Genomic DNA, 16,002 nt, shown 5'->3' with positions numbered 1-16,002 from the left:
AGGTCGATGATGGTTGGCGTCAAGTCCGTACCGAGTCCCGCGATCAGCGCCGATGAGCGCTCGCATGAGGTGGATCATCCGAGCTCGCTCGTTGCGCATTTCGGCGCTGACGAGCCACTGCCGCTCGATTGCGGCATCGATCTTTCGCCGTTTCAGATCGCCTACCAGACCTATGGCGAGCTCAATGCCGATCGCTCCAACGCGATCCTGATCTGCCATGCGCTCACGGGCGACCAGCACGTCTTCAACGTGCATCCCGTCACCGGCAAGTCCGGCTGGTGGGACACGCTGGTCGGCCCCGGCCGCCCGCTTGATCCTCAGCGTTACTTCATCATCTGCGCCAACGTGATCGGCGGTTGCATGGGCTCGACCGGGCCGGCCTCGATCAATCCGGCGACCGGCAAGGTGTGGGGCCTGGATTTCCCCGTCATCACCATCCCCGACATGGTGCGCGCGCAGGCGATGCTGATCGACCGGCTCGGCATCGACACGCTGTTCGCGGTGGTCGGCGGCTCGATGGGCGGCATGCAGGTGCTGCAATGGACCGCGGCCTATCCGGGCCGCGTGTTCTCGGCGTTGGCGATCGCCTGCTCGACGCGGCACTCGGCGCAGAACATCGCCTTCCATGAGCTCGGTCGCCAGGCCGTGATGGCCGATCCCGACTGGCACAATGGCGGCTATGCCGACCAGGGCATCCATCCGCATCGCGGGCTCGCGGTCGCGCGCATGGCCGCGCACATCACCTATCTCTCGGACGCCGCGCTGCATCGCAAGTTCGGCCGCCGCATGCAGGACCGCGAGCTGCCGACCTTCTCGTTCGACGCCGACTTCCAGGTCGAGTCCTATCTGCGCTATCAGGGCTCGTCCTTTGTCGAGCGCTTCGACGCCAATTCCTATCTCTACCTCACGCGCGCGATGGATTATTTCGACATCGCCGCCGATCATGGCGGCGTGCTCGCAAAGGCCTTCGCGGGCATCCAGACCCGCTTCTGCGTGGTCTCCTTCACCAGTGACTGGCTGTTCCCGACCTCGGAATCGCGCGCGCTGGTGCATGCGCTGAACGCGTCGAGCGCGCGGGTGTCGTTCGCCGAGATCGAGACCGATCGCGGCCACGACGCCTTCCTGCTCGACGTCCCCGAATTCTTCGACATCTCCCGCGCCTTCCTGCAATCGGCCGGCAAGGCGCGCGGACTCACCAGCAAGGACGGCTAGCAATGTCTGTGCAGGAAGTGTTGCCGCTGAACGGCCTCGCATCCGAGCAGTCCGGCCAGTTTCGCGCCGACCATTTGCTGGTCGCCGAGATGGTCAAGCCGGGCTCGAAAGTGCTCGACGTCGGCTGCGGTGAGGGCGATCTGCTTCAACTGCTGGAAACGCGCGGCATCGACGGCCGCGGCATCGAGCTGTCGCGCGAGGGCGTCAATCGCTGTGTGGCCAAGGGCCTCGCGGTGGTGCAGGGCGATGCCGATACCGACCTCGTCAATTATCCCGATGATGCCTTCGACTACGTGATCCTGTCGCAGACCTTGCAGGCGACGCGGCAGCCCAAGGTCGTGCTGGAAAACCTGTTGCGCATCGGCCGCCGCGCCATCGTCTCGTTCCCGAATTTCGGCTTCTGGAAGATGCGGCTCCAGCTCCTGATCGGTGGCCACATGCCGCGCACCGAGAATCTGCCGGCAGCCTGGTACGACACCGCCAACATCCATTTCTGCACCATCAAGGATTTCGTCGAGCTCTGCGACGCCATCGGTGTCAAGATGGAGCGCGCCGAGGCGCTCGATCTCTACGGCCGTCCGCTGCGGCTGCGGTTGCCATGGTGGGTGTGGAATCTGTTCGGCGAGCAGGGCGTGTTCTTGCTGACGCGCGGGCTAGGAAAGTAGTTTCTCGTCATTGTTTCTGTGGTCGCAATGACGGAGAATGCTGCTCGTAGACCGGATGAAGCGCAGCGCAATCCGGGCAGGTCGCGCCGCGTCAAGAATCCCGGATTATGCTTTCGCTCCATCCGGGCTACGGGACAGGCGGTCAGTGCGCCGCCAGCGAGCGCGGATCGCGCACGGGCCAGCGCCCGGCTTCCACCAGCGTCACGAACCTTTCCACGCTGTCGTTGAACAGCGCCGGTTCTTCGAGATTGAGCACGTGGCCCGATTTCGGAAACATCGCGAGACCCGCCGCGGGCAGATGCTTCTTCAGGAACAGGCTCGCCCCAACGCATGGATCGTCCTCGTCGCCGCAGATGATCAGCGCAGGCGTGGCCACCTTCCTGATCGCATCCGTTAGCGTGTAGATCGAGGGCCGGCCGCCCTGGAAGCCGCGCATCGTGTTGGCCGAGCCCCTGGAATCGTGCCGCGCCAGCGCGGCGTAGAAATCGGCGTGGCCGCGCGGATCCTTGACCAGGAACGGAATCCGGCTCGGCGCCTCGCGGGTGACCTTTGCCACTTCGGCAGCGCCGAGCGTCTCGAATTGCTCGGCATTGGCGCGGCACTGCTTGCGCCAGGCCTCGAGGTTCTCGAGCTCCGAGCCCGAGCCGACGCCGGCGAGCGTCATCGACAGCCCGCGCTGCGGCGCGTTCAATCCGATCTGAAGCGAGGAATAAGCGCCCATCGAGAGGCCAACGAGATGCGCGCGCTCGATCTTGAGATGATCGAGTACGGCGAGCGCGTCGGCGTAGAAATGCGTGTAGCTGTAGACCTCGCCATCAGGCACGTCCGACGGCGTGTAACCACGCGCGGAATAGGTGATGCAGCGGTGGCCGCGCGAGAAGTAACGCATCTGCGGCTCCCAATTGGTGGCGTCGGCCGCGAACTCGTGCAGAAAAATGATCGGCGTTCCCTGACCCGCTTCCTCGAAATAAATGCGGACGTCGTCCCTGGTCGTGGCATGGGGCATTAACTGTTTCCCTCTCTTGAAGCCGTGACTTTCAGGATCGCAGTTAATGCTGTTGTCCGCAATGCGGCAGCATCAGACCAGCATCGACACAAAATCATCGCAACAATACCCCGACGCGGCGTTTTGCAGCGCGACGCGATGTCTTTTTCTCGCCACATCGGGCGGCTTAACGGCCAGACGGATGTCGGCCACCGCACGGGCCGAAGCGGAAGTGGGGGTGTCAACGAAGGATGAAGAGTAAGAATGTTCGAGTTGTTTGCGTCGCGCCTGTCGCGTTGTGTTATCGCGCTGGTGCTGTTCTTCGCGGCGATGGCCGCGTTCTCGTCTCCGGCCGCGGCACGGTCGCATCGTCATAGCGCAGAGCGTCACGCCTACGCGCATCATGCCAGATATCATCATTATCGCCACTCGTCCCGCAGCTCGCGCTTCGAGCGCAGTGCGGCGCAATTGCAGGCGGGCGGATTCTCCAACACGCAGGCCAGTTACGATCCAAACACCAATGCCGGCGCAGCTGGCATGAGCAGCGGCTTCGGCGGCGGATCGGGCCTCGTGTCGGAAGCGCGCCGCTATCTCGGCGGCAACCCGACCGGGCGCGGCAGCCTGTGGTGTGCACGCTTCATGAACCTGGTGCTGCAGCATACCGGCCATCAGGGCACGGGCTCCGACATGGCGAGCTCGTTCGCGCATTACGGCACGCGCGTCTCCGGTCCGCAGGTCGGCGCCATCGCCGTGATGGGACGGCGCGGCGGCGGCCATGTCGGCATCATCACCGGCATCGACGCCCAGGGGAATCCGATCATGATCTCCGGCAACAACGGCAACCGCGTCCGCGAGGCGCCGATCTCGCGCGGCCGGATCTATGCCTATGTGATGCCGAACTGAAACGACAGAGCTGTAGGGTGGGCAAAGCGTAGCGTGCCCACCGTCTCTGTCCGAACTGCGGGGTGGTGGGCACGGCGCAAGAGCGCCTTTGCCCACCCTACGGCTCCTAGCGTTGAAGCCGCGCAGTGATGTGGCCTTTGACCGGCATCGGCATATCGCTCGCTGGTGCCGGCAGCGCCAGCTTGGGCAGGATCTCGTTGCGCAAGGCCGCGTCGAGGTCGGCGTCGCCTGACGGCTTGGCAAGCTGGACCCGGCTGACATGTCCTTTCGGATCGATCCACATCTCACACTGGACGTCGAAGGGCTTGTCGCGGGTCCTGGCATTGGCGTTCATCGCCGTCTCCAGCGCGCTCTGCACGGCGTGCGCATAGGCGCCCCAGCGACCGCCGCTGGATCTGGTAGCTGCATCGGACTTGCTGTCCGGGCCGCCGAGGTTGAGCGGCGGTGGTTCGTCCAGCGGTCGACGGCCGGGTTCGTCGGGTTTGCCGATCGCCGGTATGCTCGGCAAATCATCGCCGGGTCCGGATTGATCGGCATCCTGCGCCAGCGCCGGCAGGCCGAGCGCCAGCAGGACAAGCGCAAGCATGGATCGCCGGCCGCGCGACCTGTTACCGGTCGACGTCGCGACGCTCTTGGAAAGATGCAGGAAGCTCGGCACGCGCACCGTCAGCCAACATGTCAGTGGAACCCTGCATGGTAGACGGTTGCGGCAGGTGCAATCCGAAATCGAGGCGGGCGGGCTTGCGGGAGCTTACACCAGCTTCGGCTCTTCCACCGCGACCGCGTCGCCGACGCCAATCTCGCCAGCAGCGATCACCTCGGCATAGATGCCGCAATCCATGTGGCCGAGGTGGCGCGACAGCGTCGCCGGAATTTCGAGATCGCGCGCGGCCGTCTCGGGATCGACGTTCACGGCCGGGCAGCGGACGATGCGCTTGACCACGTTCAGCCGGGCCTGCCCGATCGCGAGCGTCTGGCCGACGAGGTCGAGCTCGGACCAGGCTGGCCAGCCCTTGATGTAGAGATTGCCGCGGAAGCGCAGCGGGTGGACTGTGGCTCCGCCCAGCATGGCCTCGATGGCGCGAACGCTGTCGAGATTGATGATCGACACGACCTTGCGGGCGACATCGGAAAAGCTGTGGTCACGGCCGGACTGCACTTTTGGCGGGCCCTTCAGCTCGCTCTCGAAGTTCTCGGTGAAGTAACCCTCGATGGCCGCGCGCCCGGCGGCGGTTTCGAGATCGCCGGCGGCGACGACCTGGCCGTCCTTGCGGATGGTCAGGCGGTTGGTCGCGTCCTCGAAGCGGCTGTCGAGCGAGGCCAGCCGCTCATTGCGCGCGAGCATCAGGAACTGGATTTTCGGCTTCCACGCGGGCGCCTCCGGGTCGAAGCCGCTCGGACCGTTCTCGATGGCGTAGCGGCGGTCGGCGGGGAGGGTCTCCCCTCGCCGCAAGGGAACGCGGGGCAGGGGCTCCGGCGTCAGGCCCTTGACCGGGTAGCGGTAAAGGCCGGTGATTTCGGCGGTCTGGCTGGCTGTCATGCTGCTACTTAGGGGATTCGACGCCGCCCCGCCAAGCGGATGGATCCGCGCACGAAATTGTGAACTCGCCTCTTCCGATCCGAGGGCACGCCTCCCACATTTGGATCAGGCCGGCGCCAGCGCCGGCTGATAACGACCGCTTGTTGCGTTGAGGAACGTCAACGCGTCCGGCGGAAACCCAATGAAGATGCCGTTTGGGGTGCCTTAATGGGCCCGAGGGGCAGGCCGAGGGACAGAAAAGACATGAACATCGACAAATATACCGAACGCTCCAGGGGCTTCATCCAGTCCGCACAGTCGCTTGCGGTGCGCGAAGGGCATCAGCAGTTTTCGACCCTGCACGTCCTGAAAGTGCTGCTGGACGACAATGAGGGCCTGGCTGCCGGTCTGATCGACCGCGCCGGCGGCAATTCCCGTGCAATTCTGAAGGCGACCGAGGACGCCCTCAACAAGGTGCCGAAGGTCAGTGGCGGCGGTGCCGGCCAGATCTATCTTGCGCCCGAGCTCGCCCGCACCTTCGATGCGGCCGAGAAGGCCGGCGAGAAGGCCGGCGACAGCTTTGTCACCGTCGAGCGGCTGCTGCTCGGCCTCACGCTGGAGAAGACGAGCGAGGCAGGCAGCCTCCTCGCCAAGGGCGGCGTCACGGCGCAAAATCTCAATGCGGCGATCGAGGCGCTGCGCAAGGGCCGCACCGCGGACTCTGCGACCGCAGAGAATGCCTATGACGCGCTGAAGAAATATGCCCGCGACCTGACCCAGGCGGCGCGCGACGGCAAGCTCGACCCGGTCATCGGCCGCGACGAGGAGATCCGCCGCACCATTCAGGTGCTCTCGCGCCGGACCAAGAACAACCCCGTCCTGATCGGCGAGCCCGGCGTCGGCAAGACCGCCATCGCCGAGGGTCTCGCGCTGCGCATCGTCAATGGCGACGTGCCCGAGAGCCTGAAGGACAAGAAGCTGCTGTCGCTCGATCTCGGCGCGCTGATCGCAGGTGCGAAATATCGCGGCGAGTTCGAGGAGCGGCTGAAGGCCGTGCTCCAGGAGGTGACCGCGAGCGAGGGCGCCTTCATCCTGTTCATCGACGAGATGCACACGCTGATCGGCGCGGGCAAGGGCGACGGCGCCATGGACGCCTCCAATTTGCTCAAGCCGGCGCTCGCCCGCGGCGAGCTGCACTGCATCGGCGCGACCACGCTCGACGAGTACCAGAAGCACGTCGAGAAGGACGCGGCGCTGGCGCGGCGGTTCCAGCCGATCTTCGTCAGCGAGCCCTCGGTCGAGGACACGATCTCGATCCTGCGCGGCCTGAAGGATAAGTACGAGCAGCACCATGGCGTGCGGATCACCGATTCCGCGCTGGTCGCCGCTACGACCCTGTCCAACCGCTACATCACCGACCGCTTCCTGCCGGACAAGGCGATTGACCTCATGGACGAGGCGGCGGCGCGGCTGAAGATGCAGGTCGATTCCAAGCCGGAAGAGCTGGATTCGCTCGACCGCGAGATCATCCGGCTCAAGATCGAGCAGGAAGCGCTGAAGAAGGAAAGCGATCTCGGTTCCAAGACCCGTCTCGAATTGCTCGAGAAGGAGCTTGCTGAGCTCGAGGAGAGGTCTGCTGCGCTCACCGCGCGCTGGAGCGCGGAGAAGAACAAGCTCTCCAACGCCCAGAAGCTGAAGTCCGAGATCGACGCGCTCCGCGTCGATCTTGCGAACGCCCAGCGGCGCGGCGAATTCCAGAAGGCCGGCGAGCTCGCTTATGGCCGGATCCCGGAACTCGAAAAGAAGCTCGCTGATATCGAGGCGCGTGAAGGCTCCGGCGAGATGATGGAGGAGGCGGTGACCGCCAACCACATCGCGCAGGTGGTATCGCGCTGGACCGGCGTGCCCGTCGACAAGATGCTGGAAGGCGAGAAGGAGAAGCTCCTCAAGATGGAGGAGCAGCTGGGACAGCGCGTCGTCGGCCAGAGCGAGGCCGTGCGCGCGGTCGCAACCGCGGTGCGCCGTTCGCGTGCCGGCCTCCAGGACCCGCACCGGCCGACCGGCTCGTTCATGTTCTTAGGCCCCACCGGCGTCGGCAAGACCGAGCTGACCAAGGCGCTCGCGGAGTATCTGTTCAACGACGAGACCGCGATGGTCCGCCTCGACATGTCCGAATACATGGAGAAGCATTCGGTCTCGCGGCTGATCGGCGCGCCTCCGGGCTATGTCGGTTATGACGAGGGTGGCGCGCTCACCGAAGCGGTGCGGCGCCGGCCCTACCAGGTGGTGCTGTTCGACGAGATCGAGAAGGCGCATCCGGATGTGTTCAACGTCCTGTTGCAGGTGCTCGACGACGGCCGCCTGACCGACGGCCAGGGCCGTACCGTCGACTTCCGCAACACGCTGATCATCATGACCTCGAACCTCGGTTCGGAGTTCCTGGTGAACCAGCCGGAGGGCGAGGACACCTCGGCGGTGCGTGAGCAGGTGATGGGGATGGTGCGGGCGCATTTCCGCCCCGAGTTCCTCAATCGCGTCGACGAGATCATCCTGTTCCATCGCTTGCAGCGGAGCGAGATGGGCCGGATCGTCGAGATCCAGTTCGCGCGGCTCCAGAAGCTTCTGACCGATCGCAAGATCGTGCTGACGCTCGACGCCGCCGGGCGCGACTGGTTGGCCGCCAAGGGCTGGGATCCCGCCTATGGCGCAAGGCCGTTGAAGCGGGTGATCCAACGCTACCTCCAGGATCCGCTCGCCGAGATGATCCTCGGCGGCGACGTCAGGGATGGCGATACGGTCGCGATCTCGTCCGCAGGCAATGTGCTGACCTTCAACGGCAAGGCGTCGCAGACCGCGGAGATCACGCCGTTCGAGACGCCGGCGTCGAAGCGCAAGCTGAACTGATCGTCGCGAGAGCCGCAGTAGACGGTAAGCCGCCCCGGAGAAGCCTCCGCGGCGGCTTTTCTCTTTGCCGCTCGTCGTGCACTCGGCGGTGCGGCCGGCGGCCGCAAGTCATTTTGTCGCACCGCCAATGTGGATCGGTTGCTCATCCCACTGTCGAGCCGCGACGCATCTTCCCAAAATCCTGGGCGTCGCGTCGCCACGCGACTGCGTGACAGCAACGCTGCCCCTCCCGGCGCGGCGGCCATGCGAACGCGGATCGAGGCTGCACGTGCAACTGTTGCGCGCAATCGTTGCAGGCACGTCAAGGCCGTGTTGTGAAAATGGTACACGCATCACGAATTAGATCACAGGCTGCAAAAATAACCTTGAACAACCCGTCGCCTCTACGCAAGCTGAAGAGCAAGCAGGGGGAGCCTGTGGTGCGTATTTTATTGTCGGTTTTTTTAAGCGTTGCGTTGCTGCTCAACAACGGTTGCGCCATCTACGAGATGGAGACGACCAATCGCGGCGGCTATATCGACTATGTCCTCGACAAGCACTGGCTGAAGGCGGACTCGAAATCGATGCGCGCGCTCCGCGCATTTGCGATGCAGGTCTCGCTGGCGAGAATTGCCTCGGTCTCCGCCAAGAACGATTCGGATCGGCAACTGCTGGCTATTCGCATCGGTGCGCTGACAAAGCGTTTTACGCCGATCTATCTCTGTGCATTCGAGAATAATCCGCTCGCGGTCGAAGGTGCCGAGCGCGATCCGTGCTTCTACTACGACAGCGCGATGGTCGATTATTCGACGGGACTGTTCGATCTCGCGATGATTGCGCTGCCGATCGACGACGCCAAGAAGCTGCTTGATGCGGCGACCGGGGCCGCCATCAATCCGATCAGCATCGTGGATCTGCTGGGCACGCTGCTCCAGGTCGGCAAGGACGCGATCAAATATGGCCGGGTCGTCGGGGCATTGTATCGCGATACGGTGGAATTGGAGGTGCAGCTCTGGCTCGCCACGCCTGCGATAGACACGCGGCCGCCGCCATACCGTGTGACGGAGGCCGATGTTGCCGAGCTGCGGGAGATCTACGCGAGGCGTAACGACGACATGCCGTCGTGGCTCGCGCAAATGGGCGCACTGCACGCGCGGGGCCTCGAGCCGCTGCCGCAGCCCAAGTTCTTCTTCGAGCTCGCGGGGCTGCTGAACTACATCTGCGATCTCGTCACCAGGGATCCGGATGCGAACAACAAGGATACGTGCAAGGCGAATCTGCCCAAGACCATGCCGGCGCCGGCCGTTGCGTTGGGGACTTCGTCCTCGTTCCGCATCGGTGACATGATCAAGCCGGTCCGTGTCGGAGGCCCGCGCACGATCGACGTCACGAAGCCCGGCAACAATAATACTGGCGGCAACAATACTGGTGGCAACAATGCAGGTGCCGCCACGACCAAGACGAAGCTGAACAATTTCGAATTGTCGCTGACCAAGGATCGCGTTGCAGAATTTCAAACGGCAGTCTGCGTGAAGCCGACAGGCGAAGACAATGTCGGGGAACTCGGATCAGAAACGCGTCTTGCGATTCAAAAGGCTTTAAAGGCGCCCGACCAGTTACTGTCGGATCGAAAAGGAATTCTTCTGCGCACGCGACTGACAGACGGAAAGCTGAAGGATGGGGTCGCCTGCCCGTAGTTGCTGCGCTCATTGCGAAACAAGCGACGTAGATCAGGACCGATTGAAATGGCCATTATCCCTGCCGATTTCGCCAAGGAATGCATCATCCAGGGAATCCGCTTCGGGATTCATCCACACTACATCGTCGGCGCCGCCCAGCTCCGCTCGGGGATTTCCGATCAGACGGTGGCCGGCAGGATCGGTCCGTTCCGCCTCACCCAGGTCGAGTGGAACGCGAACTGCTTCGACGAGGGATTTGGGATCTCGGATTTCGAGGCCGATGACGTCAACATACCGGAAATGCAGAGCTGCATCTATGCGTTGATGGCGCTGCGGGCACAGGGTCAGTTCCTCGAGCGTTCGGGGCGCTTGCCCAGCGCTGCGGAGCTGTTTCAGGAGCAGTGGCCGAACTCCGGTGTCCAGCTGCCCGCAGATCTTCAGGCCGCGTTGGATCAGACGAAAGCGCTGATGGCACCGGCCTTCGCCGCAGTACCTGACGCGCCGCAATCGCCGGCGACGATCGATGCCGGTGACATTTCGCCGAGCCCGCCTGTCGATCGCGACAAGCCCGTCGGAGCCAAGGGCACCGAGACCTTCGTCGCGAAGGCGCCGGGGATCATGCAGAAGCTGATCGCCGATTTTAACCTGAAGGATTTTCAGGCTGCCGGCATCATGGGCAATATCGGCGAGGAGTGCGACGGCTTCCGCGAGATGCAGGAAAAAAAGCCGATAAAGGCTCCGGGCGGTCTTGGTTGGGCGCAATGGACCGGTTCGCGACGGACGCTGTTCGAGGCCTTCTGCACCGAAGGCGGGCTGTCGCCATTGTCAGATGCGGCGAACTACGGATTTCTGAAGCGGGAACTGCAAACGACTCAATCAGCGAGCCTTACGGCGGTTCAAAAGACTGCAAGCATCTCCAAAGCCGTGCGATCCTTTGAGGCCTCGTTCGAGAGGGCCAGGGCGGGGCTTGAGCACTTTGACCGAAGGGATGAGTGGGCAGACCTCGCGCTCAAATCCTTCAGGAACAGTGCGCCTGATCTCGTGCCTTCCGCCGTGGCGCAGGTGCTCGACCCGGATCTGAACTATCGCGTCATAGCCCATGCCGCGCTGGGCGGTGCGACATTTTGGGCGGTCGACCAGTTCACCGAAAACGGCGGTCAGGTTCTCGTCAAGCTGGATGGCAACGGGACGGCGTCCGTCCTGGCTTCCGATACGACGATCTTTCCGCTCCAGTCCGGTCTGGTTCCAGCACCGGTTCTGGCGCAACTGTCGGCGGACTTCGACGCGACCGCCGTCCCGGCCGGGCCGGGGCCGGCGCCGGTGGGAGTGCAGCCACCGGCCACCGATAACGAAGTCTGCGCGCGGATCTTCGCCAAGGCGAAAGAGTGCGACGACACGTTGGTGACCAGGGATGTGCCGCATACCAATCACGGGCGCGTCGCCTGCGCCTTCGCCGTGAACAATGTGGTCGAACAGGCGATCGGCCATCCGGTCGGCGGCGGGTTGAGCACCGCGGCGATGGGCGATATCCTCGCCAAGTCGTTGACGCCCGCGCCCGAGGGGCAGATCACGGCCGGCATGATCATCATCTCGCCAACCCACGGCAGCAATGTCGGGCATGTGGGCATCGTGGGCGAGGTCAAGGACCCGATCAACAAGACGGTGATCTACTCAAACAGTTCGTCGAAGGGCGTGTTCTCGCACTCGTTCACGTTCGGGTCGTGGAAGAATTTCTACCGGGACCGCAAGAATCTTCCGGTGTTTCTCTACGCCCTGAAGAAATAGCGCGACCGTTCCGACCGGGCACGCCGCCCGCCGCGCGGAGGAGCTTACCGGTTCGTGACCTGTAGCGGCCCGCCGGTGGCGTCCGACATGCGGGCGATGGCGCCGCCGCGGCCGCTCATCATGCCGTCGAGCCGGTCGCGCTCCTTTTCGAAGCCGGTGAGCATCGGGCCTTCCAGCGAGCGGCCGCGCGGCAGTTTCACGCGCATCGGGTCGACGAAGCGGCCGTTGACCAGGATTTCGTAGTGGACGTGAGGGCCGGTCGACTGGCCGGTCGATCCGACGAAGCCGATCACCTGGCCCTGTCGCACCTTCTTGCCGGCTTCCATGCCCTTGGCGAAGGCCGACATGTGGCCGTAGGCGGTCTCGTAGCCGTTGTTGTGCTTGATGCGGATATATTTGCCGTAGCCGCCCTCGAGCTGGGCCTTCTCGATCACGCCGTTGCCGGCGGCAAAAATCGGCGTGCCGTAGGCGGTGGCCCAGTCGACGCCGGTGTGCATCTTCACATAGCCCAGGATCGGATGGCGGCGGCCGCCGAAGCCGGAGCGCATGATGGCGCTGTTGACCGGCTTCCTGACCAGAAACTTCTTCGCGCTCTTGCCGGTCTCGTCATAGTAGTCGACGACGCCGTCGTCGGGGCTCTGGAAGCGGTAATATTTCTTGGTCTCGCCGCCGACCGTGAGCGAAGCGAACAGCACCTCGCTCTTGTCCGTCGCCGTCGTGCCCTCGTCCTCGCCGGCATAGAACACGTCGAAGGAATCGCCCGGCTGCACCTTGCGCTGGAAGTCGACGTCGTAGGAGTAGATCTTGATCATGTCGTCGATGACCGGCATCGGCACCTTGTTGCGCATCGCGGTCTCGTAAATGCTCTGGTAGAGCCGCACGCCGGAGCCGTCATCTTCGTCGTCGTCGTCGCTGTTGGCGTTGGCCGCGGCCTCGGTGACGGTGTTCATGGTGGAGACGTCAACCGCGACGTATTTGCCGAGATCGGACAGCGCTGCGATCGCCTCGACCATGGTGTCGTTGGCGACGACGACGCGGTAGGGCTGCAACCTTGCGCCGGGGCTCGAGGGCGCCATCAGGATGCGGAGCTTTTCGCCTTCCTTGATGCCGCCGTCGCGGCCGCGCGGCCCGAGCGTCGCGGTGATCGCCTTGATCTCGTCGGCCGTCGCGCCGAGATCGCGCAGGACGGAGCCGACACTGTCGCCCTTCTTGACGACGTGGACGCGCTCGCCATTGGGGTTGCCGCCGGTGATCTGCTCCTTGGTCTTCGGCAGCAGCGTGACGTTTTCCGGCACCACGCGCGTCTCGAAGCCGGCATAGGGATCGGACGGCGAGGCTTCGGTGGCATAGGCCATCTTCATGTCGGAGGGGCCGGTCGCGCCGGAGACGTCGGCCGTGGCGTTGGCGAGCGCTGCGTAGCGCACGCCGCCATTGCCGCGCCAGTTGGCGGCATCGCGCACCCGCATCAGGATGTCGTCGAGCGCCACCACCGCGGAAATCTTGGCCTTCGGCAGCACCGGCGACAGGTCCTTGGTGACGAAGGACACCTCGGCGTCGGGCTCGACAGCTTCCGGATTGTTCGGATCGTCGGCCGCGGTCTTCGCATCGGAGCCGACATCGGTGAGCATGCGTTGCGCGTTGAACGGCGGGATCTTCGCCGACAGATCGCTCGTGGTCATCGACAGATTGCCGGCGATCCGGACGAAGGGACGCACGCGCATGACGTCGCGATTGCCGACGCGGGTGACGGTGGAGACGCGCACGATGTTGCGCGAGGCGGTGGATTCGTTCGGCGGCGGCAGGCGGTCGCTCTTGTGCAGCGTGGCCGCGCGATCGGCGGCACCAAACGCACCGCGCAGCGCGCCTTCGACCCGCTCCGGCACCTTGGCGAAGGTCATCTCGCCATCGAGAGATGCGAAAACGGCGCCGCCGATCAGGGCTGCGCCGCAGAGTCCGGTCAGAATTGTCCCGCTGAACCATTGTACCGAGACGCGACGGCGATCGATCACCGCGGCCTCGGAACCATCGACGGAAAGCGGCGGCTCATGGCCGAGATCGATGATCCCGGTCTCACGCCCGTAAGCGCCGCGTGACGTCCTCTGGTTCAACCCAAGTCCCCCAATCAACGATCCGAGAAGCTTCGCCTCGCGCTCCTCCCTGGTCGCCCTCTTGCGGGGGTATCGCGGGAAAAGCAGGCCGCACAGGTGTCCGCGCTCACAAGGCCCTGAGAAGGGCCCGGCCGAAACTACGAACAGCTGGGCAGGTGAAGGTCTCTCGATGTCTTTCGAATGTCTGAAGAAGGCCGCGTCATCGTAGGATCGCCTTCCTCTGACCCCATCAAACCGGCGGCAGCCCCCACTGGCATCCGACGATTCAAGCTTGTCTCATACCAGAACGCCGCGGGATTGTGGCTCTAGTACGGCGCCTGGTATGGAAAAAGTTTCCTGAACGGCGGGCTGCGGAAACCTGGTCCGGAGCGGGCATCCAAAGCCGCTTCCGGAGCCCCCAAGGGCGCAAACTTTTTTTGAGATTTTCTGCCGTGCGGGGTCGGACTGCGCGCTCCTTGCTTCTCTAATCGACTGGAATCGCTTAAATTTTTCCGACGATCCACTGTGCGACGATTTGTTGACGATTGGCGTTGACAGCCCGGAAGGTGGGGCCTATAACCCCAACCACTGAGCGCGGCGCCGCCGGGTCACTGACCAAGGCGAGCGAACGCGCCACTGATGCTCCTCACCTTGTTGAGTGACACAACAACCGACGCAATCGGTTGGAGTTCATTTTTCGTCGGTAAGGGTGTCGGAACCCTTCCACTCTGGAAGGTTGGGGCCTCCACGGTCCCGGGCTGTTTGACAAGTGAAGATGAAGAAAGAGAAACGTGGACGGCGGAGTCCTTGCGCCTCTCGGGCCACTTAAGAGCTTCGGCTTTTGAGTACTGAGAGAGGACGAAAGACTTCGGCGGTACACGTTTCAAAGGAAACACCATCGTTGTCCGCGATGTGAATCGCAGACAGCAAGTCGATTTCGGTCGACAATGGTGGGACCTCGTCAAACGTTGTGATCAGCCGGTTCAAAGTTCAAGTCCAACTTGAGAGTTTGATCCTGGCTCAGAGCGAACGCTGGCGGCAGGCTTAACACATGCAAGTCGAGCGGGCGTAGCAATACGTCAGCGGCAGACGGGTGAGTAACGCGTGGGAACGTACCTTTTGGTTCGGAACAACACAGGGAAACTTGTGCTAATACCGGATAAGCCCTTACGGGGAAAGATTTATCGCCGAAAGATCGGCCCGCGTCTGATTAGCTAGTTGGTAGGGTAATGGCCTACCAAGGCGACGATCAGTAGCTGGTCTGAGAGGATGATCAGCCACATTGGGACTGAGACACGGCCCAAACTCCTACGGGAGGCAGCAGTGGGGAATATTGGACAATGGGGGCAACCCTGATCCAGCCATGCCGCGTGAGTGATGAAGGCCCTAGGGTTGTAAAGCTCTTTTGTGCGGGAAGATAATGACGGTACCGCAAGAATAAGCCCCGGCTAACTTCGTGCCAGCAGCCGCGGTAATACGAAGGGGGCTAGCGTTGCTCGGAATCACTGGGCGTAAAGGGTGCGTAGGCGGGTCTTTAAGTCAGGGGTGAAATCCTGGAGCTCAACTCCAGAACTGCCTTTGATACTGAAGATCTTGAGTCCGGGAGAGGTGAGTGGAACTGCGAGTGTAGAGGTGAAATTCGTAGATATTCGCAAGAACACCAGTGGCGAAGGCGGCTCACTGGCCCGGTACTGACGCTGAGGCACGAAAGCGTGGGGAGCAAACAGGATTAGATACCCTGGTAGTCCACGCCGTAAACGATGAATGCCAGCCGTTAGTGGGTTTACTCACTAGTGGCGCAGCTAACGCTTTAAGCATTCCGCCTGGGGAGTACGGTCGCAAGATTAAAACTCAAAGGAATTGACGGGGGCCCGCACAAGCGGTGGAGCATGTGGTTTAATTCGACGCAACGCGCAGAACCTTACCAGCCCTTGACATGTCCAGGACCGGTCGCAGAGATGTGACCCTCTCTTCGGAGCCTGGAACACAGGTGCTGCATGGCTGTCGTCAGCTCGTGTCGTGAGATGTTGGGTTAAGTCCCGCAACGAGCGCAACCCCCGTCCTTAGTTGCTACCATTTAGTTGAGCACTCTAAGGAGACTGCCGGTGATAAGCCGCGAGGAAGGTGGGGATGACGTCAAGTCCTCATGGCCCTTACGGGCTGGGCTACACACGTGCTACAATGGCGGTGACAATGGGATGCTAAGGGGCGACCCTTCGCAAATCTCAAAAAGCCGTCTCAGTTCGGATTGGGCTCTGCAACTCGAGCCCATGAAGTTGGAATC

At 63.1% G+C, this 16,002-nt stretch carries 10 protein-coding genes and 1 rRNA gene (1 of these 11 only partly in view); 7 read left to right on the top strand and 4 right to left on the bottom strand.

The genetic code is table 11. From position 1 onward, the window contains the following. Nucleotides 1-9: 9 nt before the first annotated feature. Together metX and metW are read left to right on the top strand one after the other, a co-directional pair. Nucleotides 10-1,212, top strand: coding sequence for a homoserine O-acetyltransferase MetX (metX, locus tag IC761_RS32940; RefSeq protein WP_195804851.1), 1,203 nt, complete (start codon nucleotides 10-12; stop codon nucleotides 1,210-1,212). A gap of 2 nt (nucleotides 1,213-1,214) precedes the next feature. Then, nucleotides 1,215-1,877: a methionine biosynthesis protein MetW gene (gene metW, locus IC761_RS32935; RefSeq protein WP_195800780.1), complete on the top strand. Its 663-nt coding sequence runs from the start codon at nucleotides 1,215-1,217 to the stop codon at nucleotides 1,875-1,877. A gap of 142 nt (nucleotides 1,878-2,019) precedes the next feature. On the opposite strand, the gene IC761_RS32930 is transcribed toward metW, so the two are convergent. After that, nucleotides 2,020-2,883, bottom strand: a complete 864-nt coding sequence (locus IC761_RS32930; protein WP_195800779.1) for an alpha/beta fold hydrolase — start codon at nucleotides 2,881-2,883, stop codon at nucleotides 2,020-2,022. 243 nt (nucleotides 2,884-3,126) lie between these two features. Between IC761_RS32930 and IC761_RS32925 the strand changes: the two genes are divergently transcribed. Beyond that, nucleotides 3,127-3,765 (top strand): TIGR02594 family protein, encoded by a 639-nt coding sequence (locus tag IC761_RS32925; RefSeq protein ID WP_195800778.1) that lies wholly within the window; start codon nucleotides 3,127-3,129, stop codon nucleotides 3,763-3,765. A gap of 106 nt (nucleotides 3,766-3,871) precedes the next feature. Here the strand turns inward: IC761_RS32925 and IC761_RS32920 are convergent, their stop codons facing one another. Both IC761_RS32920 and IC761_RS32915 read right to left on the bottom strand, forming a co-directional pair. Further along, on the bottom strand, nucleotides 3,872-4,351 hold the full coding sequence (locus tag IC761_RS32920) for an energy transducer TonB (RefSeq protein WP_195800777.1): 480 nt from the start codon (nucleotides 4,349-4,351) through the stop codon (nucleotides 3,872-3,874). A 165-nt stretch (nucleotides 4,352-4,516) separates the two neighbouring features. Beyond that, complete coding sequence (locus tag IC761_RS32915; protein WP_195800776.1) at nucleotides 4,517-5,305, bottom strand: MOSC domain-containing protein; 789 nt, start codon at nucleotides 5,303-5,305, stop codon at nucleotides 4,517-4,519. Nucleotides 5,306-5,548: 243 nt separating this feature from the next. On the opposite strand from IC761_RS32915, the gene clpB reads away from it, so the two are divergent. The 3 genes from clpB to IC761_RS32900 all read left to right on the top strand — a co-directional run bounded on the left by clpB (nucleotide 5,549) and on the right by IC761_RS32900 (nucleotide 11,631). After that, nucleotides 5,549-8,188, top strand: a complete 2,640-nt coding sequence (gene clpB / locus IC761_RS32910; RefSeq protein WP_195800775.1) for an ATP-dependent chaperone ClpB — start codon at nucleotides 5,549-5,551, stop codon at nucleotides 8,186-8,188. 419 nt (nucleotides 8,189-8,607) lie between these two features. Then, nucleotides 8,608-9,864 carry a hypothetical protein gene (locus IC761_RS32905; protein ID WP_195800774.1) on the top strand — a complete coding sequence of 419 codons (1,257 nt, stop codon included), beginning with the start codon at nucleotides 8,608-8,610 and terminating at the stop codon, nucleotides 9,862-9,864. Between the two features lie 48 nt (nucleotides 9,865-9,912). Further along, nucleotides 9,913-11,631, top strand: a complete 1,719-nt coding sequence (locus IC761_RS32900; protein WP_195800773.1) for a phage tail tip lysozyme — start codon at nucleotides 9,913-9,915, stop codon at nucleotides 11,629-11,631. A gap of 44 nt (nucleotides 11,632-11,675) precedes the next feature. Here the strand turns inward: IC761_RS32900 and IC761_RS32895 are convergent, their stop codons facing one another. Next, the gene (locus IC761_RS32895) at nucleotides 11,676-13,739 is read right to left on the bottom strand and encodes a M23 family metallopeptidase (protein WP_195800772.1); all 2,064 of its coding nucleotides are present in this window, start codon (nucleotides 13,737-13,739) and stop codon (nucleotides 11,676-11,678) included. A gap of 976 nt (nucleotides 13,740-14,715) precedes the next feature. Here IC761_RS32895 and IC761_RS32890 point away from each other — a divergent pair. Beyond that, a 16S ribosomal RNA gene (locus IC761_RS32890) occupies nucleotides 14,716-16,002 on the top strand; it runs 200 nt beyond the window's last position.

This window comes from Bradyrhizobium commune, assembly GCF_015624505.1.
In the GTDB taxonomy this organism is placed as follows: domain Bacteria; phylum Pseudomonadota; class Alphaproteobacteria; order Rhizobiales; family Xanthobacteraceae; genus Bradyrhizobium; species Bradyrhizobium commune.
The sequence above is the reverse complement of the archived record's forward strand: the minus strand, read 5'-3'. Positions and strand labels throughout refer to the sequence as shown.